The 26,520-nt window shown below is 61.4% G+C and carries 28 protein-coding genes; 14 read left to right on the top strand and 14 right to left on the bottom strand.

Annotated features, from left to right (window positions below):
- Positions 1-12 precede the first annotated feature (12 nt).
- The 5 genes from AC6JBC_RS15530 to AC6JBC_RS15510 all read right to left on the bottom strand — a co-directional run bounded on the left by AC6JBC_RS15530 (position 13) and on the right by AC6JBC_RS15510 (position 5,945).
- The gene (locus AC6JBC_RS15530; protein WP_498026375.1) at positions 13-816 is read right to left on the bottom strand and encodes an ABC transporter ATP-binding protein; all 804 of its coding nucleotides are present in this window, start codon (positions 814-816) and stop codon (positions 13-15) included.
- Between the two features lie 15 nt (positions 817-831).
- Positions 832-1,797 (bottom strand): nitrate ABC transporter permease, encoded by a 966-nt coding sequence (gene ntrB / locus AC6JBC_RS15525; protein ID WP_498026374.1) that lies wholly within the window; start codon positions 1,795-1,797, stop codon positions 832-834.
- Between the two features lie 15 nt (positions 1,798-1,812).
- Positions 1,813-3,093 carry a CmpA/NrtA family ABC transporter substrate-binding protein gene (locus AC6JBC_RS15520; protein ID WP_498026373.1) on the bottom strand — a complete coding sequence of 427 codons (1,281 nt, stop codon included), beginning with the start codon at positions 3,091-3,093 and terminating at the stop codon, positions 1,813-1,815.
- Between the two features lie 495 nt (positions 3,094-3,588).
- Positions 3,589-4,992, bottom strand: a complete 1,404-nt coding sequence (chrA, locus tag AC6JBC_RS15515) for a chromate efflux transporter (RefSeq protein WP_498026372.1) — start codon at positions 4,990-4,992, stop codon at positions 3,589-3,591.
- Positions 4,989-5,945 (bottom strand): chromate resistance protein ChrB domain-containing protein, encoded by a 957-nt coding sequence (locus tag AC6JBC_RS15510; protein ID WP_498026371.1) that lies wholly within the window; start codon positions 5,943-5,945, stop codon positions 4,989-4,991. Before AC6JBC_RS15510 ends, chrA begins: the two co-directional genes overlap by 4 nt.
- Positions 5,946-6,113: 168 nt before the next feature.
- Here AC6JBC_RS15510 and AC6JBC_RS15505 point away from each other — a divergent pair, with 168 nt between their 5' ends.
- The 3 genes from AC6JBC_RS15505 to AC6JBC_RS15495 are packed head-to-tail and all read left to right on the top strand — an operon-like array spanning position 6,114 to position 9,198.
- The gene (locus AC6JBC_RS15505) at positions 6,114-7,280 is read left to right on the top strand and encodes an acyl-CoA dehydrogenase family protein (protein WP_498026516.1); all 1,167 of its coding nucleotides are present in this window, start codon (positions 6,114-6,116) and stop codon (positions 7,278-7,280) included.
- Positions 7,280-8,401, top strand: coding sequence for a CaiB/BaiF CoA transferase family protein (locus AC6JBC_RS15500; protein ID WP_498026370.1), 1,122 nt, complete (start codon positions 7,280-7,282; stop codon positions 8,399-8,401). The genes AC6JBC_RS15505 and AC6JBC_RS15500 overlap by 1 nt, the downstream gene beginning before the upstream one ends.
- Positions 8,398-9,198 (top strand): HTD2 family dehydratase, encoded by an 801-nt coding sequence (locus AC6JBC_RS15495; RefSeq protein ID WP_498026369.1) that lies wholly within the window; start codon positions 8,398-8,400, stop codon positions 9,196-9,198. The genes AC6JBC_RS15500 and AC6JBC_RS15495 overlap by 4 nt, the downstream gene beginning before the upstream one ends.
- A gap of 7 nt (positions 9,199-9,205) precedes the next feature.
- Here the strand turns inward: AC6JBC_RS15495 and AC6JBC_RS15490 are convergent, their stop codons facing one another.
- The 4 genes from AC6JBC_RS15490 to AC6JBC_RS15475 are packed head-to-tail and all read right to left on the bottom strand — an operon-like array spanning position 9,206 to position 13,233.
- The gene (locus AC6JBC_RS15490) at positions 9,206-10,576 is read right to left on the bottom strand and encodes an MmgE/PrpD family protein (protein WP_498026368.1); all 1,371 of its coding nucleotides are present in this window, start codon (positions 10,574-10,576) and stop codon (positions 9,206-9,208) included.
- A 1-nt stretch (position 10,577) separates the two neighbouring features.
- Positions 10,578-12,068 (bottom strand): aldehyde dehydrogenase, encoded by a 1,491-nt coding sequence (locus tag AC6JBC_RS15485; RefSeq protein WP_498026367.1) that lies wholly within the window; start codon positions 12,066-12,068, stop codon positions 10,578-10,580.
- 35 nt (positions 12,069-12,103) lie between these two features.
- The gene (locus tag AC6JBC_RS15480) at positions 12,104-12,694 is read right to left on the bottom strand and encodes a thiamine pyrophosphate-dependent enzyme (RefSeq protein ID WP_498026366.1); all 591 of its coding nucleotides are present in this window, start codon (positions 12,692-12,694) and stop codon (positions 12,104-12,106) included.
- Complete coding sequence (locus tag AC6JBC_RS15475) at positions 12,682-13,233, bottom strand: hypothetical protein (RefSeq protein ID WP_498026365.1); 552 nt, start codon at positions 13,231-13,233, stop codon at positions 12,682-12,684. The genes AC6JBC_RS15480 and AC6JBC_RS15475 overlap by 13 nt, the downstream gene beginning before the upstream one ends.
- Positions 13,234-13,335: 102 nt before the next feature.
- Between AC6JBC_RS15475 and AC6JBC_RS15470 the strand changes: the two genes are divergently transcribed.
- From AC6JBC_RS15470 to AC6JBC_RS15440, 7 genes are all read left to right on the top strand, one after another.
- Complete coding sequence (locus AC6JBC_RS15470) at positions 13,336-14,271, top strand: LysR substrate-binding domain-containing protein (protein ID WP_498026364.1); 936 nt, start codon at positions 13,336-13,338, stop codon at positions 14,269-14,271.
- Between the two features lie 163 nt (positions 14,272-14,434).
- Positions 14,435-15,604, top strand: coding sequence for an alpha-hydroxy acid oxidase (locus AC6JBC_RS15465; protein WP_498026363.1), 1,170 nt, complete (start codon positions 14,435-14,437; stop codon positions 15,602-15,604).
- Positions 15,601-16,494, top strand: a complete 894-nt coding sequence (locus tag AC6JBC_RS15460) for an amidohydrolase family protein (protein WP_498026362.1) — start codon at positions 15,601-15,603, stop codon at positions 16,492-16,494. Before AC6JBC_RS15465 ends, AC6JBC_RS15460 begins: the two co-directional genes overlap by 4 nt.
- Positions 16,495-16,506: 12 nt before the next feature.
- Positions 16,507-17,295, top strand: coding sequence for an SDR family NAD(P)-dependent oxidoreductase (locus AC6JBC_RS15455; RefSeq protein WP_498026361.1), 789 nt, complete (start codon positions 16,507-16,509; stop codon positions 17,293-17,295).
- A 54-nt stretch (positions 17,296-17,349) separates the two neighbouring features.
- Positions 17,350-17,736, top strand: a complete 387-nt coding sequence (locus tag AC6JBC_RS15450; protein WP_498026360.1) for a VOC family protein — start codon at positions 17,350-17,352, stop codon at positions 17,734-17,736.
- Positions 17,737-17,783: 47 nt separating this feature from the next.
- On the top strand, positions 17,784-18,188 hold the full coding sequence (locus tag AC6JBC_RS15445; protein ID WP_498026359.1) for a VOC family protein: 405 nt from the start codon (positions 17,784-17,786) through the stop codon (positions 18,186-18,188).
- Positions 18,185-19,966, top strand: a complete 1,782-nt coding sequence (locus tag AC6JBC_RS15440; RefSeq protein ID WP_498026358.1) for a flavin-containing monooxygenase — start codon at positions 18,185-18,187, stop codon at positions 19,964-19,966. The genes AC6JBC_RS15445 and AC6JBC_RS15440 overlap by 4 nt, the downstream gene beginning before the upstream one ends.
- A 93-nt stretch (positions 19,967-20,059) precedes the next feature.
- Here AC6JBC_RS15440 and AC6JBC_RS15435 read toward each other — a convergent pair whose 3' ends face one another.
- Positions 20,060-20,305: a hypothetical protein gene (locus AC6JBC_RS15435; RefSeq protein WP_498026357.1), complete on the bottom strand. Its 246-nt coding sequence runs from the start codon at positions 20,303-20,305 to the stop codon at positions 20,060-20,062.
- 45 nt (positions 20,306-20,350) lie between these two features.
- Between AC6JBC_RS15435 and AC6JBC_RS15430 the strand changes: the two genes are divergently transcribed.
- Positions 20,351-20,722: a DUF6481 family protein gene (locus AC6JBC_RS15430; RefSeq protein WP_498026356.1), complete on the top strand. Its 372-nt coding sequence runs from the start codon at positions 20,351-20,353 to the stop codon at positions 20,720-20,722.
- A 420-nt stretch (positions 20,723-21,142) separates the two neighbouring features.
- Here the strand turns inward: AC6JBC_RS15430 and yaaA are convergent, their stop codons facing one another.
- Positions 21,143-21,895, bottom strand: a complete 753-nt coding sequence (gene yaaA / locus AC6JBC_RS15425) for a peroxide stress protein YaaA (protein ID WP_498026355.1) — start codon at positions 21,893-21,895, stop codon at positions 21,143-21,145.
- Positions 21,896-22,135: 240 nt separating this feature from the next.
- On the opposite strand from yaaA, the gene AC6JBC_RS15420 reads away from it, so the two are divergent.
- Positions 22,136-22,597 carry a YaiI/YqxD family protein gene (locus AC6JBC_RS15420; protein ID WP_498026515.1) on the top strand — a complete coding sequence of 154 codons (462 nt, stop codon included), beginning with the start codon at positions 22,136-22,138 and terminating at the stop codon, positions 22,595-22,597.
- Between the two features lie 500 nt (positions 22,598-23,097).
- On the opposite strand, the gene AC6JBC_RS15415 is transcribed toward AC6JBC_RS15420, so the two are convergent.
- A complete protein-coding gene (locus AC6JBC_RS15415; RefSeq protein ID WP_498026354.1) occupies positions 23,098-23,340 on the bottom strand; it encodes a hypothetical protein in 243 nt (80 codons plus the stop codon).
- A complete protein-coding gene (locus AC6JBC_RS15410; protein WP_498026353.1) occupies positions 23,337-24,296 on the bottom strand; it encodes a hypothetical protein in 960 nt (319 codons plus the stop codon). The genes AC6JBC_RS15415 and AC6JBC_RS15410 overlap by 4 nt, the downstream gene beginning before the upstream one ends.
- A gap of 66 nt (positions 24,297-24,362) precedes the next feature.
- Between AC6JBC_RS15410 and AC6JBC_RS15405 the strand changes: the two genes are divergently transcribed.
- Complete coding sequence (locus AC6JBC_RS15405) at positions 24,363-24,521, top strand: hypothetical protein (protein WP_498026352.1); 159 nt, start codon at positions 24,363-24,365, stop codon at positions 24,519-24,521.
- 33 nt (positions 24,522-24,554) lie between these two features.
- Here the strand turns inward: AC6JBC_RS15405 and AC6JBC_RS15400 are convergent, their stop codons facing one another.
- Positions 24,555-25,226, bottom strand: a complete 672-nt coding sequence (locus tag AC6JBC_RS15400) for a PGN_0703 family putative restriction endonuclease (protein WP_498026351.1) — start codon at positions 25,224-25,226, stop codon at positions 24,555-24,557.
- 731 nt (positions 25,227-25,957) lie between these two features.
- On the opposite strand from AC6JBC_RS15400, the gene AC6JBC_RS15395 reads away from it, so the two are divergent.
- Positions 25,958-26,413 carry a GNAT family N-acetyltransferase gene (locus AC6JBC_RS15395; RefSeq protein WP_498026350.1) on the top strand — a complete coding sequence of 152 codons (456 nt, stop codon included), beginning with the start codon at positions 25,958-25,960 and terminating at the stop codon, positions 26,411-26,413.
- Positions 26,414-26,520: the final 107 nt, after the last annotated feature.

Genomic DNA, 26,520 nt, shown 5'->3' with positions numbered 1-26,520 from the left:
TTTGGTGAAATCTTAGGCAGCGAGCGTTGCTGGATTGCGGTAGCGCTCGTGCAGGAAGTGGATGACGGCCGATCGCGCCTCGGCATATTCGGGCGTATCGATGGCTTCGAGCCGGTTGCGCGGCCGGGCGAGGGAGATGGTGCGATCCTCGCCGATGCGCGCCGCCGGGCCGTTGGTCATCATCACCACCCGGTCGGCCAGCAACACCGCCTCATCAACATCATGGGTGATCATCAGCACGGTGTTGTTGAGCCGCGCCTGCAAATCCATGACCACATCCTGCAACGCCGCCCGCGTCAATGCGTCGAGTGCGCCGAACGGTTCGTCCATCAACAGCACGCGCGGGTTCATGGCGATGGCGCGGGCAATGCCGACGCGCTGTTTCATGCCGCCCGAAAGCTCGCCCGGCCGCTTGGCGGCGGCATGCGCCATCTGGACCAGTTCCAGATTATGCATGACCCAATCCTTGCGTTCGGCCTTGCTCTTGCCCTGCGCCGTCTTATCGACCGCCAGCCGCACATTTTCCTCGACCGTCAACCAGGGCAGCAGCGAATGGTCCTGAAAGACCACCGCCCGATCCGGTCCCGGTGCGTCCACCACTTCCCCATCGAGGAAGATGGCGCCGCGCGTCGGCTTGACCAGGCCCGCCACGGCATTGAGGAGGGTCGACTTGCCGCAGCCCGAATGGCCGATCAGCGCCACAAACTGTCCCTTGCCGACTTCCAGATCGATCGCGTCGAGCGCGCAGAAGCGTCCCGCCTTGGTCGGAAATTCGACCGTGATACCTTCTAGCGCCAGATAGCTGCGTTGTTTCATTAACGCCTCCCTTGTTCAGCCTGCGCGGCCGATGATGCGGCCCGCAAAGGCGACGATGCGGTCCAGCGCGAAGCCCACCAACCCGATCCAGATCAGCGCCACGATGGTGTCGGTCAGCAGCGAGCTGTTGTAACTGTCCCAGATGAAGAAGCCGACGCCGGTGCCGCCCTGCACCATTTCAGCCGCGACGATGGCGAGCCAGCTCATGCCGACGCCGATGCGCAGGCCGGTGAACATGTGCGGCACCGTGGCGGGCAGCATGATGCGGGTGAAATATTCGATCGGATTGAGCGCCAGCACCTTTGCGACATTGCGATAGGCCGCCGGAATGGTTTGTACGCCCGCAGCCGTATTCAGGATGACCGGCCAGATCGCGGTGATGAAGATCAGGAAGATCGCCGAAGGTTGCGCCTGCTGAAAAATGGCGAGGCTGATCGGCAGCCATGCAAGGGGCGGCACCGTTCGCAACACCTGAAACAGGGGATCGAGCGCCCGGAAGGCAAATATGCTCTGCCCGATCAAAATGCCCAGCGCCACGCCGACCACCGAGGCCAGGCTGTAACCGATCAGCACACGGCTGAGGCTGGTCAGCACATGCCCGGCAATGCCGACATCGCCGCCGTCCTGAATGCTGAAATGGGTGAGACCGATGTCCACGCCCTTGAACGGATGGACGATCACCTCATGACTTTCCTGCCAGACCTTGAGCGGGCTGGGAAAGGTCGCGTCAGGCGAACTGCACAGCAGTTGCCAGAAGGCAAGCAACCCGACCAGCATCACCAGAGTCGGCAGAACAGTGGCGGCCACGGCCCGCCCCGCCTTCACCAAAGGATGGACCGGTGCCGCGACTGGTTCGAAACTGCGGCGCGCAATCGCTTCTTCGGGATAGGGCAGGATGACCCCCAGTTCGGTGGCGGCTGTAGCAGTACCGGCAGCCGAAGCCGACGGTACGCTTTTGCCGTTGGATGATGGCGAAGCCATGGCTTTCTCCCCCAATCAGACGCGCTTGATCGCCAGGCTGGCCAGATAGGCCTTGGGATTGGCGGGATCGAATGTCTTGCCGTCGAAGAATTTTTCGACGCCGCGGCTGTCACTGGCCGGACCCTTGCCACCCAGCATTCCGGCCGCCTTGCGCCAGATGTCGGAACGGTTGACCTTTGCAATCGTGCCCTTGGTGTCGAGCGCCATGGGCAGCTTCCCCCAGCGCTGCTCCTCGGTCAGGAACCACAGGTCGTGGCTCTTGTAAGGGAAGCTGGCATAGCCGTTCCAGAACTTCATCCTGAACGGTGCATTTGGATATTTCCGTCCGTCACCCATGGTGAAATTGCCTTGCAGACGGTCGGCAATGTCGGTGATCGGACATTTCAGATAATCGCGGCCCGCGATCGCCCCGGCGAGGCGCGTGACGTTGTTCGGATTGTCGGCCCAGCGCTGCGCCTCCAGCACCGCCGCCGTGATCGCGACAGCCGCGCGCGGATATTTGGCAACCCAGTCGGAACGCATGGCAAAGCTTTTTTCGGGATGGTTCATCCACATCTGGCCGGTCGAAACGGCGGTGTAGCCCAGTTGCTGCGCGACCAGTTGGTCATTCCACGGCTCGCCCACGCAGAAAGCGTCCATCGTGTCGGCCTTCATGTTCGCGACCATCTGCGGCGGCGGAATGGTGATCAGTTCCACATCCTTGTCGGGATCGATGCCGCCCGCCGCCAGCCAGTAGCGTATCCACAGGTCATGCGTGCCGCCGGGGAAGGTCATGGCCATGGTGATCTTCTTGCCCGCACCCTTGCGCTGCGCGATCACGCCCTTCATCTTGGCGGCGTTGAGATCGGCCTTGGCGCCCAGATATTCCTTGGATACCGAAATTCCCTGGCCGTTGACGTTGAGGCGGGCAAGAATGCTCATTGGCGTTGCCTTGCCGATCCGTCCCAGCGTCAAGAGATAGGGCATAGGGGTCAGTATATGCCCGCCATCGATGCCGCCGGCTGCGCTGCCCAACACCAGATTGTCGCGCGTCGCCCCCCAACTCGCCTGCTTCGCCACTTGCACGTCAGGCATGCCATATTTGGCGAAGAAGCCCAGTTCCTTGGCAATGATCAGCGGCGCCGCGTCCGTCAGCGCAATGAAGCCGAGCTTGGCGCCGGTGACTTCCGGCCCAGCTCCAGCAGCAAAGGCGCCGGACGGAAAAGCCTGTTGCACTGCGGCAAATAGGGCCGCAGTCCCGGTCGTCTTGAGCAGCCCGCGCCGACTGACGCCATTCGGATTGTCCACCTTTGCCATTCCCCAAATTCCTTCCCTGTTGTGCGCTTCCGCTGCGCGAAGGGCGCAGCTAGCCGTCGCCGGAAATGCGTTCCGGCGTTTGAAGATGATGTTGAGAGCCGCCCGGCAGCATCCAGGCCGCCAACGGAAAACCAATAAAAAAGCCGCCAGGATAAAGGTCGATCGACCTATCCGGGCGGCGTCATTGCCGTGCAGATCCGTTTAAGGATCGTAGTTGAACCGTGCCGTCATCGGCTAGGTTCAACTTATGGATCGAAGCGCCCCTGCTTCGATCAAAAGCAAGCTGTCATCGATTCATCGGAGTCGCAAGCATTTTTTGCGATGCACAAATTTAATTTCCCCAATGGTCCGAGAAACAAACTGAAGCCTATCGGTATGAGGCGATATACCCGGATCGAACGGGGTCAGCAGGCCCAACGCAGTCATGCATTGGTGATCTGCTATACGTGGTCGATCAGCTGCTGCTGCGACGCCCTACTAGTCATTGCCCTCTGCTCAGGCGAGGAGGACATAGGCCGCTCCCAATCCAGCGCACGTAAACAGGACCGGGATCATGCCAACCTTGAAGCGGAAGACGGCGATCGCTGCGCCCAATGCCAAAACAAGCGCCGGAAGGTTCAGCGACGCCAGAACGGGCATATCGAAACTGCTGCCCAGGAGATGGATCGGCCGCACTTCGCGGAACAGGGTATGGATCGCAAACCACAGCGCCAGGTTCAGGATAACCCCGACCACCGCAGCGGTGATCGCGCCAAGCGACGCCGAAAGCGCCCGGTTCCCTCTCAGCCCTTCGACAAAGGGCGCGCCCGCGAAAATCCAAAGAAAGCAAGGCACGAACGTAACCCAGGTGGTGAGGATCGCCCCCAGCGTTGCCGCCATGAGCGGGTTCAACCCGGTCGATTCGCGAAATGCCGCGAGGAAGCCGACGAACTGCGTCACCATGATCAGCGGCCCGGGCGTCGTCTCCGCCAGCCCCAAACCATCCAGCATCTCGCCGGGGCGCAACCAGCCGAAGGTCCCCACCGCCTCTTGCGCCACATAGGCCAGAACCGCGTAGGCTCCGCCGAAGGTCACGACCGCCATCTGGCTGAAGAAGGCCGCGATTTTGGTGAAGACATCGTCAGGTCCCGCGAAAACGAACAGGAGAATCACGGGCGCAAGCCAGAGGAACAGCAAGGTTCCCGAAATCTTGAGCGACCAGGAAAGGTTGGGCCGGGCGTGATCCGGCAGGCCTTCGCCAAGTGCGGTGTCGCGATCATGGACAATGTTGCTGCCGCCCGATCCGTGACCGCCGCCGCCCTTGAACGCGGGAAGACCCGCCCGGCCGCCGATATAACCACCAAGTGCGGCCGCCAATATGATGACGGGGAAGGGCGCGCCGAGGAAGAAGATCGCGGCGAAAGCTGCGACCGCTATGCCCCGCATGACGTTGTTCTTGAGCGCGCGGGAGCCGACGCGAACAACCGCCTGAATGACAACCGCCAAAACTGCGGCTTTGAGGCCGAAGAAAAGGCCTTCGATCAAAGGCGCATGACCAAGCAGTACGTAAATGTAGCTCAGCGCCAGGATCGCCAGGAAGCCGGGAAGAACAAACAGGGCGCCCGCGACCAAGCCACCCTTGGTCTTGTGCAACAGCCAGCCAATATAGGCCGCCAGTTGCTGCGCCTCGGGGCCGGGCAGCAACATGCAATAATTGAGTGCGTGCAGGAAGCGTTCCTCACCGATCCAGCGTTTCTCATCGACAAGAATACGGTGCATGACGGCGATCTGACCTGCTGGTCCGCCGAAACTCAGCGCGGCGATCCGCGCCCAGACGCGCACGGCTTCACCAAAGGAAATCCCATGATCTCCGTGTGAAACAGCGGCGCCTTCGTGAAGATCGGTGATGGTGGTGCTCATCGCTCGGACTTTCTTGTGCTGAAATAGGCGTGGAACTGGTTGAGCGCCTCGCTGGCGGTGGCGATGCGCTGGAGATCATCGTCGGTCGATGCGCAGACGCCCGACAGCATGGCGCCGACGCCCGCCGTTTCCGGCCGGGCGAACTTGCCATCGCCAATGTCCAGTTCATGGATGATCTCGCCGATCGCCACGAGCGCATGATCATTCATCAGGTCAGCGCGCACGAGCAGCGTCTCGAAGCTGCAACGGTCGCCTTCATGCGTGAACTCGGCATCGACCATGTCGAAGCGGAGTTCGCTCTCGACGGGATCATAATGGCGGCTGGCGACGAATTTGAACCGGGCATCCGGGTCGATGAAGCGCCGGATCAGCCAGGCGCAAGCGATGCGATCGACATGGACGCCGCTGCGCGTGACCCAGGTGCGGCCGATAAAGTCGATCGGCTGTGGCGCATCGGCCGGTTCGGTTCGGCTCACATCGGGATGTTGATAACGTTGGCGGTCCAGCTCCGCCAGCGCCGCCTCCGCATTCTGACGACCATGAGCGCCGAAGAAGTCCAATCGGCTGACCTCTTCCATCCGTTTTTGCAGGCGCGCAATATCGGCACCACTGGCTGGCCCCGTTTCCAAAAACCGGCGAGCGGCCTGCGCAATCTCGTCATAGTCCACGTCTCGCGCGGTATCGAACAGCGTGCGCACGTCCAGGTCGGTCTGGCCGACCAACAGACGGGCCTCGATGAGGGTCGCTTCGCCACCATTTTCCGTGATCTCGGTCAGAAGCTCCCGGAAAGCAGCCTCAGCCTCAGCCGAGCGCGGCAGGACGTGGACGGCATTTTTGAGTGGAACGGCGCCAATCGCTTGCAATCGCCGCCAGATTTTTACCCGGAGATAGGGCGGCTTCGCTGGAAGCTGATGCAGAAGGGCAAGCCAAATGCTGGTATCGGCCGGAATCATGATGCATATGTATCATACTAGTCAAACTGAGGAAATATATATATCAATGCTTTTTCGGATAAGAATGCTTTGCATACAGGCCTTGCATAGCTGAATGCGATTTCTGTACTTTTCGGCACAGGCCGATGGCAGATAGTGTCTGACAAAATCGCATTTATCGGGACTGAAATGGGCACTGCCGCACAGGAAGAGACGTTTTCAGACATTCGCGAAGGTATTCGTCGCCTTTGCGCGCAGTTCCCCGGCACCTACTGGCAGGAACTGGACGCTGAGCGGCGCTATCCCACCGAGTTCGTGACCGCGCTCGCCAGCGAAGGCTGGCTTTCGGTGCTGATCCCGGAAGAATATGGCGGCTCGGGACTAGGATTGGCTGCGGCGACGGCGGTACTGGAAGAGGTGCATCGCTCAGGCTGTAACGGCGGCGCGGCGCATGCGCAGATGTATACGATGGGCACCGTACTTCGGCATGGGTCGGAGGAGCAGAAAGCGCGCTATTTGCCCAAGATCGCGTCGGGGGAACTGCGCCTACAAGCATTCGGCGTCACCGAGCCGACGAGCGGAACCGACACGACCCGCATTCGGACATTCGCCAAGCGGGACGGCGATGACTATGTCGTCAACGGGCAGAAGATCTGGATCAGCCGCGCTGAACATTCCGACCTCATGGTCCTGCTGGTGCGCACCACACCGCGCGACGAATGCGCCAAGCCGACCGATGGCATCAGCGTCTTGTTGGTCGATATGCGCGAAGCCGTGGGTAATGGCCTCACCATCCGGCCGATCCGGACGATGCTGAACCATGCGACGACGGAACTGTTCTTCGATGATCTGCGGGTGCCAGCAGAGAACCTGATCGGCGAGGAAGGTAAGGGCTTCCGCTATATCCTGTCGGGCATGAACGCCGAACGCATCCTGATCGCGTCGGAGTGCATCGGGGACGCCCGCTTCTTCATCGACCGCGCCAGCGCTTATGCGAAGGACAGATCGGTATTCGGCCGTCCGATTGGCCAGAACCAGGGTATCCAGTTCCCGATCGCGCGCGCCTATGTGCAGACGACTGCCGCCGCTGCCATGGTCGATAAGGCGGCAGCGCTGTTTGATGCGGGCGTGCAGCCGGGCACTGAAGCGAACATGGCCAAGATGCTGGCGTCCGAAGCATCCTGGTATGCCGCCGACATGTGCGTCCAGACCCATGGAGGCTTCGGCTTTGCGGAAGAATATGACATCGAACGCAAGTTCCGCGAAACGCGCCTCTATCAGGTCGCGCCGATTTCGACGAACCTGATACTCAGCCATGTGGCGACACATGTGCTGGGCCTGCCGAAGAGCTTCTGATGGCAAAAGTGCTGGAAGGCTTGCTGGTCGTCTCGCTGGAACAGGCGGTGGCAGCCCCGCTATGCACCAGCCGCCTCGCCGAGGCTGGCGCGCGGGTCATCAAGCTGGAACGGGCCGAGGGTGATTTCGCGCGCGGCTACGATTCCGTCGTCCACGGCGAGAGCGCCTATTTCGTCTGGCTCAATCGCGGCAAACAATCGCTTCGCATCGACCTGAAAGACCCGGCCGACGCGGCGCTGGTGGAGCGGATGCTGTCGAAGGCGGACGTGTTCGTCCAGAATCTCGCCCCTGGTGCGGCAGTTCGAGCGGGGTTCGGATCGGCTGATCTGCGCGCCCGCTATCCGCGACTCATCACTTGCGACATCACCGGCTATGGCGAGAGCGGCGATGCGGCGGAGATGAAGGCCTATGATTTCCTTATCCAGTGCGAAGCCGGGCTGGCGAGCATCACCGGCACGGCTGACGATCCCGCGCGCGTGGGCGTGTCGGTCGCTGACATCGCCTGCGGGATGAACGCGCATGCCGCGATCCTTCAGGCGCTGATCGAACGGGGGCAGACGGGCAAGGGGCGTGGCATCGCCGTGTCTCTGTTCGACGGGCTGGCCGACTGGATGACCGTGCCGCTGCTGCATTATGATTATGGTGGGAAGGCTCCGTCGCGCGCTGGGCTGAAGCATCCCTCGATCGCGCCCTATGGCGCCTTTGCGACGGCGGACGGATCGCAGATCGTCGTGTCGATCCAGAATGAGCGGGAATGGGCGAAATTCTGCGCCACGGTGCTCGGCGACGCGAGCCTTGCGACTGACCCGCGCTACGCGTCCAACACGCTGCGTTGCTCCAATCGCCCTGAGCTGGATGCGCTGGTCGGCCGTGTTTTTGCAGCCGAAATGCCCGACGCGCTGATCGCACGGCTGGAGGCGGCTGGCACCGCGTGGGCGCGGCTGAACGGCATCGACGGCCTGTCGCGGCACAGTCAGCTACGTCGTGTCACCGCCAACACGCCGACGGGGCCGGTCGCCTTGCCAGCCTCGCCCATAAGGTGGGATGGCGAGGAAGCGGTCGCGCTGCCAGTTCCGGCTTTGGGCGGCGATGACGAAGCGATCCGCGCGGAGTTCCTGTGAGCGAAGCCACTGAACATCGCACCGACATAGCCGCCGCTCGTCAGGCGCATTTGCTTGCCGCGCTGCTCGATCATGAGACGCCGCCGTGGCGGGCGGGAGAATTGCCGCCGCTTGCGCATTGGCTGCTGTTTCCGCCTGACACGCGGCAGTCCGGTATCGGGCCGGACGGTCATCCGCTGCGGGAGGATGATGGCCTGCCGCGCCGGATGTGGGCGGGCAGCCGGGTCCGCTTCTTCGCGCCGATCATGCTTGGCAGCGAAGTGGCGCGTGAAACGAGCGCGATCGCGGTCAATGACAAACAGGGGCGATCGGGGCGGATGCGCTTCGTTACCCTGCGTCACCTGTTGAAGGTGGACGGCCATGTCTGCGTCGAGGAAGAGCAGGACATCGTCTATCGTGAGGCTGGACGGAACGGGGCTCCTCCTGCGCCCGAAGCGCCAACCTCGGTCCCGCCCGTAGCGCGTGTTGTAACGATTGATCCGGTGCAGCTTTTCCGCTTCTCCGCCCTTACCTTCAACGCGCACCGCATTCATTATGACCTTCCCTATACTCGGGATGTCGAAGGGTATCCCGGATTGGTCGTCCATGGCCCCTTCATCGCGACCTTGCTGATGGATCATTTCCTGCGCCATGCTCCAGCCGCGCAGGTTGCAAGCTTCTCCTTCCGCGCGCAGCGGCCGATTTTTGCGGGCGAGCCGTTCACGCTGGGGCAGTCGCCCCAGGACAAGGGCGGCGACCTGATGGCGATTGATCATGCGGGCGGGCTGGCCATGCAGGCGCGGGTGGAAACCCGCTAGCCTCACCTTATACCGCCAGATTCGTCAGCTTTCCAACGTCCGGCAGAGAGGCGAGATCAAGTGCAGCCGTGGCGAGCGCGGCGGCCTTGTCGGCCCCGAGCACCGGAGCAGCAAGCGCCATGAACTTTTCCAGCAGCTTGTCCTTTCCAAGGAAGTTGGATGGCTCGCCGAGGGGCACGACAACCTTGCGGCTGAATGTCTGGCCCCGCGCCGTGATGCTGATCTTGCCCGACATGTTGGTCGGGAACTCCGCCTCGATCTCCGGGTCGTGGATGCAATCAACTTTGGGCAGCATCGCGCGGATTACCGGGTCGTTCAGCCGCCGATAGCTGTCCCACTCCATCGCGCCCGTCACCAGGGCGCAGGAGAGCACGAACGGCGCACTGAACTGCGCGTCCACGATATTACGCGGATTGCGCTTATGCTTGATCGGAGCGCCAACCAGCAGCAGGCCTGCATTCGACAGGCCATAGGTGATACTGTCGACCTCCTCCGGCGGCAATGCATGCTGCGCCCGCAACGCTAGCACGGCGTCGATACCGGCATGGCCATAGCGGCAGGAGGGGTATGGTTTGATGCCCGTATGCATCAGCTCGTAAACCGAGCCGAGATCCTGCACGACCCGCTCTGGCCGGGGTGAGGGGGCATAGCCCTGAAGGAAGCCGTGGCGTCCCTCGATCGCTTCGCCTGGCCCCTTATAGCCGTTGCGTGCCAGCGTCGCGGCGGTCAGGCCAGCCATCGCCGCCCAGCCCACTTGGAAAGGCTTGGTCTGTGCGCCGTCGGCCAGAAACTGGAGACTGCCCGCGCTTTGGCTCAGGGCAATGCCCAGCGCGGAGCCGATACCCGCTACGTCGAGGCCGAAGATCCGCGCCGCAGCAGCAGCCGCGCCGAACACGCCGCAGGTCGCGCTGGGATGAAAACCGCGCGCATAATGATCGCCCGCCGGAAGCGCCACCGCGATCCGGCAGCATGTCTCATAGCCCGCGACGATGGCGGCGAGAATGTCTGCGCCGGACGCCCCGGTCATCTCCGCTGCGGCAAGCGCGGCCGGGATGACTGGCGCTCCGGGGTGCAATGTTCCGGTCGCATGGGTATCATCAAAGTCGAGCGCATGACCCAGTGCCCCATTGAGCAACGCAGCGCCCGCCGGGGCATAGCCTGCTGCATCACCAAACACTCTCGCGGTTCCATTGCCCATGCCCATTGCGGCCACCGTTGCGAGCAAAGGTGGAGCCACTGCCGCCTCAGCGCGCGCGCGCACGATGCTGCCGATGAGGTCGAGCAGGAGGAGGGGGGTGCGCTCGACAACTTCTGGTGGGAGAGAAGAAATCGAAACGGTGGCACAGAAATCCGCCAAAGCTTCCGTGATCTTCATCATGTCAGCGGATGACGAAGGGGTTCGACACGGGCGAGCCAAGGTCGATCCACACGCTCTTGGTCTGGAGATATTCGTCCATTGCCTCCTGCCCGTTTTCGCGTCCGATACCGCTGCGCTTCATGCCGCCAAAGGGCGCCATGAAGCTGACGGCGCGATAGGTGTTGACCCAGACCGTGCCTGCTTCGACCCGTTCCGACATGCGGATGGCGCGGCCGATATCTTGCGTCCATACACCAGCGGCGAGGCCATAAGGGCTGTCATTGGCGATCGACAGCGCCTCTTCTTCATCATCGAACGGGATGACGGCGAGCACCGGCCCGAACACTTCATCGCGCGCAATTGGCATCTGGTTGGTGACGCCGGTGAAGACGGTGGGCTGCACGAACCAGCCGCCCTCCAATCCAGGAATCGTCGGCAGCCCGCCGCCCAGCACGCATTCCGCGCCTGATTGACGCGCGCCCGCGATATGATCGAGCACCTTGCCGCGCTGCGCCAGGGTCGTCACCGGTCCTACTTGCGTATCGGCAAGCTTCGGATCGCCGATGCGAGCGGTGCCTGCCAAGGCGACCAGGCGCTCCACCACCTCGTCATGGACGTCGCGCTGCACCAGCAGGCGCGATCCCGCGATGCAGGTCTGGCCCGACGCCGCGAAGATGCCGGACACCGCGCCATAGACTGCGCGTTCGAGGTCCGCATCGCCGAAGATTATGTTGGGCGACTTGCCGCCGAGTTCCAGCGTGACCTTTTTAAGGTTTTCAGCAGCGGAGCGATAGACCGCAATGCCGCCGGGCTCGCCACCGGTGAAGGCGACCTTGGCAATGTCGGGATGCTTGACCAAGGGCTCGCCGCACTCCTGAGGCAGGCCGGTCACGGTATTGACCACGCCCGCCGGGAACCCCGCGCGTTCGAACAACTCGACAAAGGCGAGGGTCGAGCAGGAGGCATGTTCGGACGGCTTGATGACAGCCGTATTGCCTGCCGCCAGCAACGGCGCCAGCTTCCACGCAAGCAGCAACAGCGGCGAGTTCCACGGCGTGATGCAAGCGATAACGCCCAGCGGTTCGCGGCGCGTGAAGGCATGCATTGACGGCTTGTCTATCGGCAGGACATGCCCTTTGATCTTGTCGGCCAGTCCGGCAAAATAACGGTAATAGGCCGGAAGGTTGCCAAGCTGCGCCCGCATTTCCGCGATCAGCTTGCCATTATCCTGCGTTTCGAGCTGCGCGAGCCGCTCCGCCTCTTCCGCGAGGATGTCCGCAAAGCGGTAGAGCAGCGCGCCACGCGCGGTTGCTGTCAGGCCGCCCCATTCGGGCGAGCGGAAAGCGGCGCGCGCCGCTTCCACCGCTGCATCGACATCGGTCGCCGTGCAACGGGGGACCAGAGCCCAAGCCTCGCCCGTCGCAGGATCAAGGCTCTCAAGCCATTCGCCCCCGGTTGCGTTACGCGGGCTTCCCGCCAGCAGATTGCGGAACCGGACCAAATCCTCAGCCATCACACATTCTCCCCAAACCGGCGTGGGCTGCTGCTTCAGTTTGGCCCAAAGCCCAGATGTTCGCGCATGCGCCCTTTCAGCCATACACCATCGCGAGCGGGCAGGGCACGCGGCGTTTCTTCGTGGACGATGCGGATGACTATCAGGCGCGGTCCTTCGCGAATGGTGCCGATCGCTTCGCGCGCCCGGGCGATACCTGCCTCCTCAGTGACCTCGAAACATTCGGTGAAGCCGCAGACGCGCGCCAATTCGGCCAAGTTGATGCCTGCGCCCGCATGGCTAAGTTGTCCGCCAGTCTCGCCATAATGGCCGTTGTCCAGCACGACGATCGACAGGTTCTTTGGACGCTGCACAGCGATGGTGGCAAGGCCGCCAATGCCCATCAACTGCTCGCCATCGCCCGTGACCACCGTCACCGGGCGGTCGGGTTGCGCGAGAGCCAGGCCAAGGCCGGTCAGCGCCGCACCGCCCATGGCGCCCCAAAGATAGAAGTTGCCCGGATGATCACCCGCCGCGAACACGTCATAGGTTGGCGAACCAAGGCCAGTGACGATGAGCATATCCTTGCGATCGGCGAGCAGTGCTGCAACCGCCGGACGTCGGTGGAGACGGTTCACTTCAGCCATTTCTTGGCTCCCAGCATGCTTTGCGACAACAGGATGGCGATTGGCTGATCGCTTTCAAATGCCATGGTAGCGGCGGAGGCCATCATGGGGGCAAGGTCTTCCAGCCGGTCGATGCGGATCGTGGTGACGCCCATGATCTCAAGCGCGGCGGGCGTCGCCCGGCCCATCGAGACTTGCCACGGATTGAACTCCTGAAACTCGCCGCGCATCGTGACGATGGTCAGGAACGGAATCCGACAACTCGCCAGCAGCGAGAGCATGTTGATGCAGTTGCCAACGCCGCTCGACTGCATGAGGAGAGCGCTGCGCTCCCCGCCCAGCCAGGCCCCGGTGCAAAGCGCAATGCCCTCTTCCTCGGTGGTGAGGACGACGGTCTTCATGGTTTCGGCGGCGCTGCACATTCGGATCAGGCGCGCATGGCCTGCGTCCGGAACATAGCTGACCTGCCGAACATTCGCCTGTTGCAAGGCCTCGAAGATTATCGGTGCCCAGGGGGAGTCGGCGTGTGCCCCTGTTTCCGTCTCGCTAATGGCTGACATGCGGTCCTCGAATTGGATTTCGCAAAGCCTATTGCGGGGTTTGCTAAACCAATAGGAACAATCTACGCGTCCAGCTATGTCGGTTAGGCATGATAGAAAGGTATGGGGCGGGTGGACTTCCGACGGCTTGAACATTTCCTAAAAATCGCCGAACTCGGCTCGCTCAGCCGGGCGGCTGACAGGATGCGGATTGCCCAGCCTGCCCTCAGCCGCCAGATGCGCATCCTGGAGGAAGAGGCTGGCACGCCGCTTTTCTATCGCCATCGTCGTGGCATGCAGCTGACCCCGGCAGGCGAGGAATTGCGTCAGCATATCGCAGGGCCGGTGCGGCAGGTCCGGCAGGCCTTTGACGATATACGGAACCGATCGGCGGAAGGGGGTGGCCAGATCGCCCTTGGGATTCCGCCTACGGTCAGCTATATTTTGGCCGGGCGGCTTGCGCGCCGCGTCGCGGAGCAGGCGCCCAATATATCGCTGCGGATCGTCGAGGGCTATGCAGGGCACCTCATCGACTGGCTGCAAAGGGGGGAGATCGACGTCGCGCTTCTGTACGGCCCGGCTTCCGATTTCCAGATGAACGTCGCGGAAATGCTGTACGAGGAGTTGGCGCTGGTAGGCCCGTCCTCCTCCGACCTCGATCCCGCGATGCGAATCCCTGTACAGGAACTCGTTAAGCTCCCCATCGTGTTGCCTAGCCAGTCGCACGGGCTTCGCCTGATCGTGGAGGCCGCGGCGCGCAAGGCTGGCGTGCCGCTCACCGTCCGCTTCGAAGCGGACTCCTTTCTGGTGCTGAAGGAACTAGTAGAGTTCGGGCTCGGCTATACCGTATTGCCCTTGTCATCCATGAGCCGGGAGGTCGACGCGGGCATCCTGCGCTATGCGCCGATCGGTCATCCGCCCATTGTTCGCCAGTTGGTGCTCGGCATGCCGCGCGAGGAGCAGCTGACCCGATCCACGCGCATCATCGTTCGGCTGGTGCGCGAAGAGATCAAGCATCTGGTGGATAGCGGTGTCTGGAAAGCGCAGCTGCAATATTGATTGTCAGGCGACCGCGTGGCTCGGACATAGCGATCCGGCGTAGGTCGGGATAGCTGTTCTATGACTATGAATGTGGCGCCCGGCCTATTCTGAGGCGATGCCGGGTTATAAAAATGTGGGGAGGACAGGGTTGGATAGGCGGGAAGCCGAGCCATCGGCCCGGATGAAGCGAAGGGCGGCGCGCGTTCTGTCCCTTGGTGATTATGAAGCGCTTGCGCGAGCGCATCTGCCACGCCCGCTCTTCGGCTATGTCGCGGGCGCATGCGAGGATAATCTGACCGTTGCGGCCAATCGAGACGCGATGCGCCGCGTCACCTTCATTCCCCGTGCATTGCGGGACATGGCGGGCCGGACCCAGCAGGCCTCATTGTTCGGCGAAAGCTGGAGTTCCCCGTTCGGCATAGCACCCATGGGGTTGTCGGCGCTGATCGCTATGCGCGGAGACATTGCCCTCGCACGAGCCGCCCATGCCGAAAATGTGCCGATGCTGCTCAGCGCAACATCGCTCATCCGGCTGGAGGAGGTGCGCGCCGTCTCGCCCTCTTGCTGGTTCCAGGCCTATCTGCCTGCCGATCGTGACTGGATCGATGGCGTCGTCGATCGCGTTTCGGCCGCAGGCTTTGGAACGCTCGTCATTTCCGTTGATGTGCCTGTGTTGGGCAACCGAGAAAATTTAATCCGCGAACGTTTCTCCACGCCGCTCAAGCCTTCTCTTCGGCTAGCGCTGGATGGTCTGCTGCACCCGCGTTGGCTGCTCGGCACATTTGCGCCGACGCTGCTCCGCCACGGCATGCCAGCGTTCGAAAATTCCAGTGCCACGCGCGGCGCGCCTGTGATCGCTCGCAATGCCGAACGCAGCTTCGGGCAGCGTGACCGGCTGACCTGGGACGGTATCAGATATATTCGTGACCGCTGGCGCGGCAATCTGGTTATTAAGGGGCTGCTTCACCCCGAAGATGCAAGGCTGGCCCGCAGCGTTGGCGCGGACGCGATCATCCTGTCGAACCATGGCGGGCGGCAGCTCGATGGAGCGCTCGCCACGCTCGACGCCTTGCCCGCTGCCGTCGCTGCCGCAGGTGACATGCCTGTCCTGATCGACAGCAGCTTCCGGCGCGGCAGCGACATATTGAAGGCGATCGCGCTCGGCGCGCGCATGGTGCTGATCGGCCGTCCCTTTCTCTATGCCGCGGCGGTTCATGGGGAAGCGGGGGTGCGCCACGCTATCGGGCTTCTGCGCGCGGAGATCGACCGGAACATGGCACTCCTCGGCACCAACTCGCTCGACGAGCTTGGGCCGGACTATCTCCACCGTACGGACGGAGCAGCCATATGACAGGGTCCGACCAGCCCCGCCCTTGCCCCGGCCCGCCAGCTGAGCAGAGCCCGCCAACCCGCTTCGTGATGCCCGCAGGCGCGATCGACACGCATTGCCATGTGATCGGTGAACCGCCCGAATATCCATTTTCGGCGGAACGGTCCTATACCCCGCCGCCTGCGAGCGCGGAGGCCTATCTGGCGATGCTGGATGCAGTCGGCTTTGCCAGAGGCGTCCTCATCCAGGTCAGCGTGCATGGAACGGACAATCGGCTGCTCTGTGAGACCCTATCCGCGCATCGCGACCGGCTGCGCGGGGTTGCAGTGATGCCAGCCAATCTACCCGAACGGGTCTATGCCGACGCGCATGGGGCGGGGGTGCGCGGCCTGCGCCTCAACGACTTCATCCGCGATGGTGGGGGGCTCTATGGGGGAGGGATCGGGTTCAAGGATCTGGAGCGGTTCGATGCGCTTGCCTGTGAGATGGGCTGGCACCTCCAGCTCCTGCTCGACGGCCGCGAGCTCGTGGAACTCGCCCCGCGCATCGCCCGTCTTCGCTGCCCCTGGATCATCGATCATATGGGGCACATCCCTTACACAGCGGGCATCGATCATCCGGGTTTCCAGATGCTGGTCCAGTTGGTTGCTGATGGTGGCTGGGTGAAGATATCTGACGCATTCCGCATGTCGGAACAGTCGGACTATCGTGATTCCATCCCCTTCGCACAAGCGTTGGTAGCCGCCGCCCCCGATCGCTGCGTCTGGGGATCGGACTGGCCCCATGTCGCGCAATGGCGGCCGATGCCCACGGTATCCGGGCTGCTAGACCTGCTCGCCGAGTGGGTGCCGGACGAAACGGTGCGCAACCGCATCCTGGTGGACAATCCGGCACATTTCTACAACTTCTGAAAGGTCGCGATAATGGCACGCCTGAGCGGCAAAGCTGCGGTGATCACGGGAGCAAGCGCTGGCATAGGCGCAGCCATTGCAGAACGGTTCGTGCAAGAAGGCGCGTCGGTCCTTCTCTGCGACTTGGCTGAAGAAAGTGGCCATGCCCTTGCGCAGCGGCTCGGCCAGCGCTTCCTGCGCGCCGACATGGCATCCACCGTCGATCGCAACGCCCTGTTCGATGATGTCCGTGCCACCTGGGGGCGGCTCGACATATTGGTTAACAACGCGGGGATCACCCATGCCGCTGAACTGGACGAACTGACAGAGGAGGGCTTTGATCGGGTAATCGCCGTCAACGTCAAAGCCGCGACCTTCGCCACCCAGGCAGCAGCCAGGCTGATGCAGAAGGGCGGCTCGATCATCAACTTGTCGTCCGTTAATGCTGTCCTCGCAATCCCAAATCAGATTGCCTACGCTGTTTCGAAAGGCGCACTACGGCAGCTGACCAACGTGACGGCCGTTTCGCTCGCGCCCTGCGGTATTCGGGTAAATGCAATCGGACCCGGGACAATCATGACCGAAATGGGGAAGAGTGTCATGGCAGGCGAGGAGCAGCGCCGCCGCATCCTCAGCCGCACGCCCCTCGGCCGCATCGGCGAGCCGGAAGAAATTGCAAGCATTGCTGCCTTCCTCGCCAGCGACGATGCCTCCTACATCACCGGACAAACCATCTACGCCGACGGCGGACGACTGGGTCTTAATTATACTATGCCAGATGATCGGCACGAAGTCGCGGAAGGGCGACGAGATGCCGAGTGACATCATGAATTTGAATATAAGACGTCATTAATTTGATAGCAGTGAGAAAAATTGATGAGTAATACTTCCCTATATTATGTCAAATTGATGGTCAGCGATGCGGAGGCTTTGGCGCCTTTCTATCGTGAGGTGTTCGGAATGAAGGAAATCCGGCGTATCTACGAACCCGAACATGTACGCCCTCACCTGGAAATATATCTGTCGGCAGGAGACACCGAGCAACTGTGCCTGATGCAATATTTCACCAAGCCTACGCCCCAACCTGGCGAAGTGAGGGTCGCCTTCACGGTCGGGAATGTGGACGACGTAGTGGCTGCTTCACAGGCCAGAGGTGGCGGCATAATCTTGCCGGCCGAAACCTTGGATGCGTATAATTTTCGTTGGGCAACGATCACCGACCCTGAAGGTCATGCCCTTGAGGTCATGCAATTCGGCCTTTGAAAAACATCGGCTGCGCTTCGGCAACTTTGACGTGGTGAAGAACAATCATGAGCAAGATTTCCCTATATTATTTCAAGCTGATGGTCAGTGACCCAGACACGTTGGTACGTTTCTACGGCCACGCCTTCGGAATGAAGGAAGTCGGACGTTTCGATGGCCTCGAAACCGAAGATCCGCATATCGAAATCTTTCTCAAGGTGGGATCAGCGGAAGGCGACCAGCAACTCGCTTTGATGCACTATGTGAACAGGCCCACCCCAACGCCCGGCGAGGCAGCGATTGCCTTCATGGTCGATGATGTGGACACAGTCGTGGCTGCTGCATTGGCCGCTGGCGGCACCAGCATCAGAGCGGCCGAGACGTTGGAAGAACATAAGTTCCGCTATGCAATCGTCGCCGATCCGGAGGGGCATAGCATTGAGGTCATGCAGTTCGTCGGAGCCAGCTCATGAGCGATGTTAAGAATACGATCCGGATATCCCCTGAAGCGCTAAGAGAAAAATACCGTATCGAGCGCGACAAGCGTTTGCGCGCCGATGGTCCGAACCAATATCTTGATCCTAACGCCGTTTTCCGGGACTTTGACGCCGATCCCTATGTGGAGCCAGGCTTTACGCGCCCTGCGATCGTCGAAGAGACAGAGGTCGCGATCGTCGGCGGCGGCTTCGGCGGGCTTCTTACGGGCGCGCGCCTGCGGCAGCAGGGCATCGAAGATATCCGGATCATTGATCGGGCGGGCGATTTCGGCGGCACCTGGTATTGGAACCGCTATCCGGGCGCAGCTTGCGACATTGAGAGCTATATCTACCTGCCGCTGCTTGAGGAAACCGGCTACATCCCGACGGAGAAATACGCCAAGGCGGCGGAAATCTTCGGCTATTGCCAGCAGCTTGGCCGTCATTTCGACCTGTACGACCGCGCATTGTTCCAGACGCAGGTAACGGAAGTTCGCTGGGATGAGGCGCGCGCACGCTGGTTGGTACGCACCAACCATGACGATGTGCTGGCGGCCCGCTTCCTCGTCATCGCCGGCGGCATCATGCACAAGGCCAAACTGCCCGGCATTCCAGGGATCGAAACGTTCAAGGGGCACAGCTTCCACACCAGCCGCTGGGACTATCATTATACTGGTGGCAGCCCGACCGAGCCGATGGATCGGCTGAAGGACAAACGCGTCGGCATCATCGGCACGGGCGCGACTGCCGTACAGGCGGTACCCAATCTTGCCCGCAACGCTGAGCATCTCTACGTCTTCCAGCGCACGCCCTCTGGCGTGGGTGAGCGGAACAATCGGCCGACCGATCCGCAATGGGCCAAATCGCTTCAGCCAGGCTGGCAGCAGCGCCGGATCGAGAATTTCGAGGCGCTGGTCAATGGCCAGCCACAGGATGAAGACCTGATCAACGATGGTTGGACGCAGATTTCCGGAGGCGTCAATTTCGAAGGCGGCGCTGCGGACGATGACCAGTATGAGCTGGCCGACTTCGCCCGCATGGAGGCTATCCGCGCACGTATCGATGAGATCGTGCAAGATCCCGCCACGGCAGAAGCGCTGAAGCCTTGGTACAATACCATGTGCAAACGCCCGTGTTTCCATGACGAGTATCTGCAGAGCTTCAACCGTTCGAACGTCACGCTGGTCGACACCGACGGCAAGGGCGTTGAGCGCATCACCGAGAATAGCATCGTGGTAAATGGCGTCGACTATCCGGTCGACTGTCTGATCTACGCCTCGGGATTTGAGGTGTCGACAGGCTACACGCGCAGGCTCGGCTTTGAACTTTATGGCCGGAACGGGCTGGCCCTGACCGACGCCTGGAAAGACGGCGCAGCGACCTTGCATGGCATGTATACGAAAGAATTTCCCAATCTGGTGATGTCCAGCCTGATCCAGGGTGGTACCGGCGTCAACGTCGTTCCGATTCTTGATCAGGTCGCGATCCAGACGGCCTATACGATCAAGCGCATGGTCGATCTCGACGCCCGGACGTTCGAACCGACCAAGGAAGCGCAAGAGAACTGGCTTGGCGTGCTTATGTCGCACCTCACGGGAAGTGCGAAATTCTCCACCGATTGCACGCCTGGCTTCTACAACAACGAAGGATCGCTCGGTGATCCCAAGATGGCGCGCAACGCTCCCTTCGCGGGCGGTACTATGGTGTATTTCGAGGAACTGAGGAAATGGCGCGAGAAGGGCGAGCTTGAAGGCCTTCAGATTTTGCCGGGCTAGCGAGCGGCGAATAGGATTGAAGCAGCGCTCTCCCACGCGACCTACTCGCGGATCGCAAGAACATGTTGATCGTCCCGGGCGGGGTTCAGGTGATCAGCCGGTAATTCCTGCCTTCTGCGATCCTCCATTGGCGATGGAGCGCGCCGCCTGACGATCGGAATATATGCAATCGGCGAAGCTGAGATCGCTCACATAGAGATTGGAGCAAATGCGCCCGGCGGCCATTCGCGAGCCCGAAGCAATAGAAGGTCCGTGGTCATGAAGGGCCAGCAATCTGGCGATGTTGAGATCGGGAAGGTTTTTTGCTAATGGCACCTGCTGCGACACTTCATGCCGCATTTTTAGCGCCCGGTGCGCGATTTATATCGAATTCAAGGATAAGCATTGCCTTCTTATAAAGCTCCCTCGTTCCAAGATCGTATCGCCGCAGCAGGATCGGCCAAACAGAAGGCCCTGGATGCGTTGAGAGCCAAGCCGCCCGTCGATGAGGCAATTATGGCGGAGCGACGCCGAGCGCGCGAAGCTAAGGATCAAGCAATTGCAATCGAGCGGGCTGCCAAGGCTGAGGCTGCTGCTTTAGCCAAGGCTCAAAAGGCGGAACGCAAAGCGGCGGAACTGGCGGCAGAAGCTGAAAAGCAAGCCGCCGCCGAGGCTGCCGCAGTACTCAAGGCCGCCAGGCTGACGCCCCCCAGCGCCGCTGAAATGAAGGCCGCGCGCGATGCGCGCTACGCTGCGCGCAAAGCTCGAAATAGATAAGTGATGCTCGCGCCGGTTGCCAGCAGGCGCCCTGCATATATGGGGCGAGCCGGACTCACACCGTCTCGAATGAGCTGCTCAACACAGCGTATCAACGCTGTGCGTCCATCGGAATTTCGGAGAAAATATGGCCGATTTGTATCTGAAAGCATTGGAATCGGAGCGCCGAAGCTTATGGGCCGAATGCAGGCTGAAGGGCCTTGCAAAGGATACTCCGGAGCGCATTCGTATAGCGGAACTGGACGGATTGCTCGCAAAGCATAAAGCTAGGAAAGGCAGTGAATCTGCTCCGGCCGGCCCGGAAGCCAAAACGAGATGAACGGGTACGTCAAATTGAGACCCCGATGGTGACGCTCTTGTCATCAATGCAGACCGTGTTAGCTTCGTTCGGCGGTACAAAGGAACTGATCAAGCCACCGCTCATGATCGTGTGAAGCGCCAGCGATCGACCTCGCTCTCTTCCGGATCGAACCGGTATCCGTCGCTGTCGAAGCCGCGCATGGCCTCAACGTCGGTGATGTGATGTTCGCACATCCAGCGCGCCATCATGCCCCGCGCCTTCTTCGCGTTGAAGCTGACGAAGCGCGGACCATCAGGGCCAGGATCGCGAAAATCTATGTTGATCACCCGCAAGCCCTCCAGCTTGCCCTCGACAGCAGCGAAATATTCCTGGCTTGCCAGATTGAGCACGATATCCGATCCCTCCTCCGCAACCTGCGCCCGCAGCACCGCGGCAATGCGATCGCCCCACCAGTCGGTCAGCTTCTTGTGTCGGGGCGCCCAGCGGGTGCCCATTTCCAGACGATAGGGGCGGATCGCGTCGAGAGGCCGGAGCAGCCCATAAAGTCCCGAGAGCATCCGCACATGATCTTGTGCAAAGGCGACGCCGGCCTCGTCCAGCGTATCGACCTCGAAACCGGTGTAGACGTCCCCGGCAAAAGCATACAGCGCTTGCCTCTCGGGTAGATCGGCGAAATCGCGGAAACGGTCCGCATTGAGTTTTGCGAGGCGCGGCGAGATATGCATCAGCTCCGCTAGCCGCTTTTGCGACAGGTTCGCTGCCGACTTGGCGAGACCGCGCGCCTCCTCGGCAAAATGCGGGATAGTGACCGCGAGTGGCGGCAACGGGCGCTCGAAGTCGAGCGTCTTGGCGGGAGAAAGCAGAACAATCATGCCTCGGGCGGTAGCTGCGGTGGCCCTGGGCGTCAAACCGTCGATCTTCAGGCTATAAGCGTGACCCAAATTTCAACCGGCGATACAAATCCCCCCGGAGCAGGCTTGCCCACGGCCACCCGATCAGCCGCGACGCGCAGATTTCCAAGCCACGCTGATCGTCACGCGAAACTGGTCATGTCGAAATGCGCCTTGCAGAAGGCTCTTCAAGGTTCGGACGAAGCCCGTTACAGCAGGCGGATGCCTCAAATCCTTATCGATGCTGATGCTTGCCCCGTAAAGGACGAGATCTACAAGGTCGCGTGGCGGTATGAAGTTCCTGCCATCGTTGTTTCGAACAGCCCCATCCGGGTGCCGACGCATCCACTCGTCTCGCGGGTAGTGGTGAGTGACGGATTTGATGCAGCGGATGACTGGATTGTGGAGCATGTGGGCGCAGGCTCTATCGTTATCACTGCCGACATATTGTTGGCCGACCGGTGCCTCAAGGCTGGATGCGGGGCTGTGATCGCTCCGAATGGGAAGCCTTTTACCCCTGCATCCATCGGCAATGCCGTCGCGGCACGAGCCATTATGGCTGACCTACGGGCGGGCATGGCCGGTGATGACCTCGGGGGGCCAGCACCGTTCGGAAAGGCGGACCGGTCGCGCTTTTTGTCCATGCTGGATGAGACGATAGTACGGCTCCGACGGAAAACTTAGTGGCCGTCCTCCTTTCCGTTGCTCAAAAGAGGAACGACCCGTCCAAGGCATTCAGCAGCCAATTTCGTGATCTCAGAAGCGGACGTCAGATGTCCGCCTCCTGCTGCTCGACGGATTGCCTTCACCAGTCGGGAAGGCTAAAGGACCAGCATTCGCAAGGACCCGGTGAAATTCCGGGTGACTATTCCTCAATCCGCTCAAGACGTTGGTTGGGAATGAACTGGCCGACGATTTCCGCTAAAATGGAGCCGACACCGGGCATCGTGCCATTCCCCAACACGCTGCATCGAACGTCGACTCTCTCTCCCGCAGCCGCTTCATCAACTCGCCCAAGAGGGCGTTCGTGAGGTCGTCCCCGGTATTAAGCGCAATATCTCGATAAAGGATGACGACGCGCCCCTTGTGTTCGAGGGGCCAGCGATCATTTGAGACGTTCGGCCCAATCGGCTTCGCAGCGAAATCGTTTGTTTCAAACCCGGAGTGAGGGCCGTTGACCGCTTTCAGAACTCGACAATGGCTCGGCCTGCTGCTGTCGAGAGAACGGGCTTAAGGTCAGGCAGGGAACTTTCAATCAGCTCAGGGAAGCGCTTAAAATCAACATAGATTTCACCACTTCCTGAGGTGGTTCCGTGCCACGGATGATAGCGGCCTTTATCCTGAAGCACCCGATCTTCAGGCTCATCAAAGTAAACCAGCATGAGCTTATTGGTATAGTTGATGTTGCGGTTGACTACGAAGGTCACTTGATCGCCGCGCGTGGCGCGGCGCAGCGCGTCGGCTCCGGCGCAGACCTGCTCGACGTCAGGGCCGCGCGCGGCGAACAGGGCGACGATGTCGTCCTCGTCGAGCGCTTCGCCGACCTGCGCACATTCGACCAGCCGCGCGATCTGCGGCGAGGGCGCGCCGCGTGCTGGCTCGGGCTGAGGCGGCAGCGGCAGGCCGGGGGACCAGACATCGGCGCGGGCATAGCGTTCCGCATCGCTGCTGGCGGCAAGTAGCGGCAGGATCGCTGCGTCTTGCCAGTCAGCCCCGGTCCAGCCGGGGCGGGTGCGGTTGCCTTAGGAGCGGCGTCCACTTCAGCCGCAGGTTTGCCCATCGGTTTAGGGGCTGCTTCAGCTTCCGCTTCAGCCACCTTCGCCACCCGGCGCGTCGCCTTCAGCATGACCGGACGCGGAGCGCGGCGGATCGCCTGCGCAGCGCCTGCCCTCACGATGCCCTGAGGTGCGGAGAGGAGACCCTCGGTGCCTGCGGGAAACGCTTCGGACAGCGCCATCACGGCGGTGCCGGGCAGGAACAGGTTGCCCTGATATGAGAGCTTCTCAGCAACGCCCGTGCGGCGGGCGAGATTGTCCACCTCTTCAGCCGCGACTTCGGCGGCGGCACCGGCACCCTGAAGCGCCATGTAGCCCCCTTCGACAACCGACCAGAGGCCGTTGGTCACGGTGGAGAGAAGATCGCCACGCCGGGAATAGACGGTGCGCTTCGTGTCTTCTGAGAAGCCCCAGCTGCCGCCTTCGCGGACGCGCTCGTCCACGCCAGCAACAGGCTGGAAGCCTTTCTGCTGAACGTAGGAGAGAGCTGCGCGCCGGGAGGCTGCTGTTGGGCTAGTGGTGACCCGCCTTGGCGCTAGAACCGGACGGGCTCTTGCGGCCTCCCCAGCCTGCGCCCTCTGGCGCTTCATTTCATCATAAATGCCCATAGGGCCCGTTCCTTTTAATCTGTCAGTTCTGGAAAGTCCCTGAGGAAGCTGCTTACCAAGCTACGGGTGGCCAACATGGAAAGCAGGATTGCTGCCAGCGATGCAGAAGCCAACTCGATGCGCTCGCGTATCGCATCGCCCACCTTGCTGGGTGCGGGGATCCGGATCGCAGGAACAGCCGCCCTTCATGCTGACAAGCTCGGCATAGCGAAAGGAAAGAAGTAAGTATGGCTGATCTCAGCAGCTTGACGGTACGCACTACGCAGCAGGCGCGGCCAGGCCCGATGCCTGGGCGAGTTCATCATAGCGGGGGTTCAGTTCCGCAGGAGCGGGCTCAGCTAGGCTTTCCGAATACTTGACCTCGATGCCGATCAGCCCGGTCGCGCGGTCGCTGCGTTCATAGACCACCGCCACGTCGAAGGCTGTGCGGTCGCCGGTCAGGTCCGCTTCCCGCCGCCCCGGCGAATGCTCGAACCAGACGTGACGAACGGCAGCGATGTCGATGGTCGGTGCAATCGCCCGCATCACCTTGGCGGCCAGCGCCAGATCGAAACGAAGCGGCGCAAACAGGTTGAATGCCAGCGGCATGGAACTCAGCAGATTGCCGTAGAGTCGCTGTCGGTCGATCAGTGCCCCCGCTTCCTGATAGATGACTTCGCGCCACGCGAGATGCGCCACGGCCGGTCCCAGGAAGTTGCGGCCGACGGCAGCCGCGCTCGTGCTGAGCAACGAACCGACCTTACGTTTGCGTCCATCGCGTCCCTGGAAGCTGCCGATCGGCAGACCCTGCCGTTCACGCCACAAGGCTTGAAGCAGGCGCGCGCAGGCGCGGAAGCGGGTGTCGAATTTCTCCTGGACGAAGTGAGCCTTGAGCAGCTCATCCGGCACGAGGGGAAGCTGGCCGATGGCTTGGCCTGGCTCTGGCGTCATGAATCCTCCTTCTTTTGCCGGGTTGCGTCCGGCAGAGAGGATTCACTGAGGCGGCAGATATCTATGCAGCGCTTTGCCCGTCTCCATGTTCGCGGAGAATCAGGAGTAAGGCGTCGATACCTTTCTGCCGAAACGCAGCCGGAGCACCATCGCGAAAGATTTTTCCGGTCGTTGGATAATAGTTGAAGCCGTGGGGGAGCTTAAGCTGGAAGGGTGCACCCTCGGGCCGTCGGACATCGATACCCTGGATGAATAGGCGATCGATCGCTGCAACTATCGCTCGCCCGTCGCATGGCTGGATTGCCGCGACCGGCATATTCTCAAACCTCATATCTTCCTCTTCGAATCTTCATTGGTCTGGGGAGGAAAGGGAGGAAGAGAAAGGTGTGGGTATAGGGAAGGTGGATAAAGGGGAAGGCAGTGTAGAGGGGGAGGTATGGCGCGGGAGCGCCAGAAATTTATGCGCCGTCGCGACCGACCTGTCCAGCGTTTCGGACGGCAACTCCCCCAGCGTTTCCGCCATTTTCATGAGGCCCGATGGGAGGCAATTGATTGTGGATCGGGCACGATACACAGGCCGACCTAGAGGCAGGCAAGCAGCCCAGCCGTAAACGACCATAGTGGGTAATTCATGCGCCAATGCGTGATGCTCTGAAGCGGACGGTGACGCCAGACATTGTCCACCCGCACGCCACGGAAGGCTGGCAGGGGGAAAGTTGTTTCGTTATGTCATGAACATGGAAATCCGACTGGCCCAGCTCGACGAATACGAAACTGTCGCCGCTGTTTGGTATGAAAGTGCTACCCAGATGGATGGAGGCGCCCCTGCCCTTGATGATCCAAGTACTTTGTCAGATCGGATTATCAGAAGCGTCGAAGACGGCTGGTGCCTGAAGGTTGCCGTGGTTGACGGTCATATCGTCGGGCTACTTGCGACCATCCCCAAGGACAGCATTCTCGATCAGCTTTTCGTCGCGCCAGAAGCTCAACGCCAGGGCATTGGCGCAGCGCTGCTTGATGAAGCGAAGCAGCAGCTTGCAACAGGATTTACGCTTCGGACTCCTGTTGCCAATGTAGCGGGGCACCGCTTCTATGAGCGTCACGGTCTCCGGGTCATAAAGGACACGGCCCACCCCATCACGGGAGCGCCAGTCCGCTGCTTCGGTTGGCGGCAGGAGGCAACTTGACGGGAGGCAAGTTGCAGCAGCAGGCGACCATTTGTTGCGATAGAGCTTAGCCAACCATCCATCCCAAACAGTCGTTGTGCCCCCGTCCGCCGACAGGTAGGCTGGCT

It is taken from the genome of Sphingobium sp. RC1, from assembly GCF_059738765.1.
Note: the sequence above shows the minus strand (reverse complement) of the source record. Positions and strands in the feature narration are given on the sequence as shown.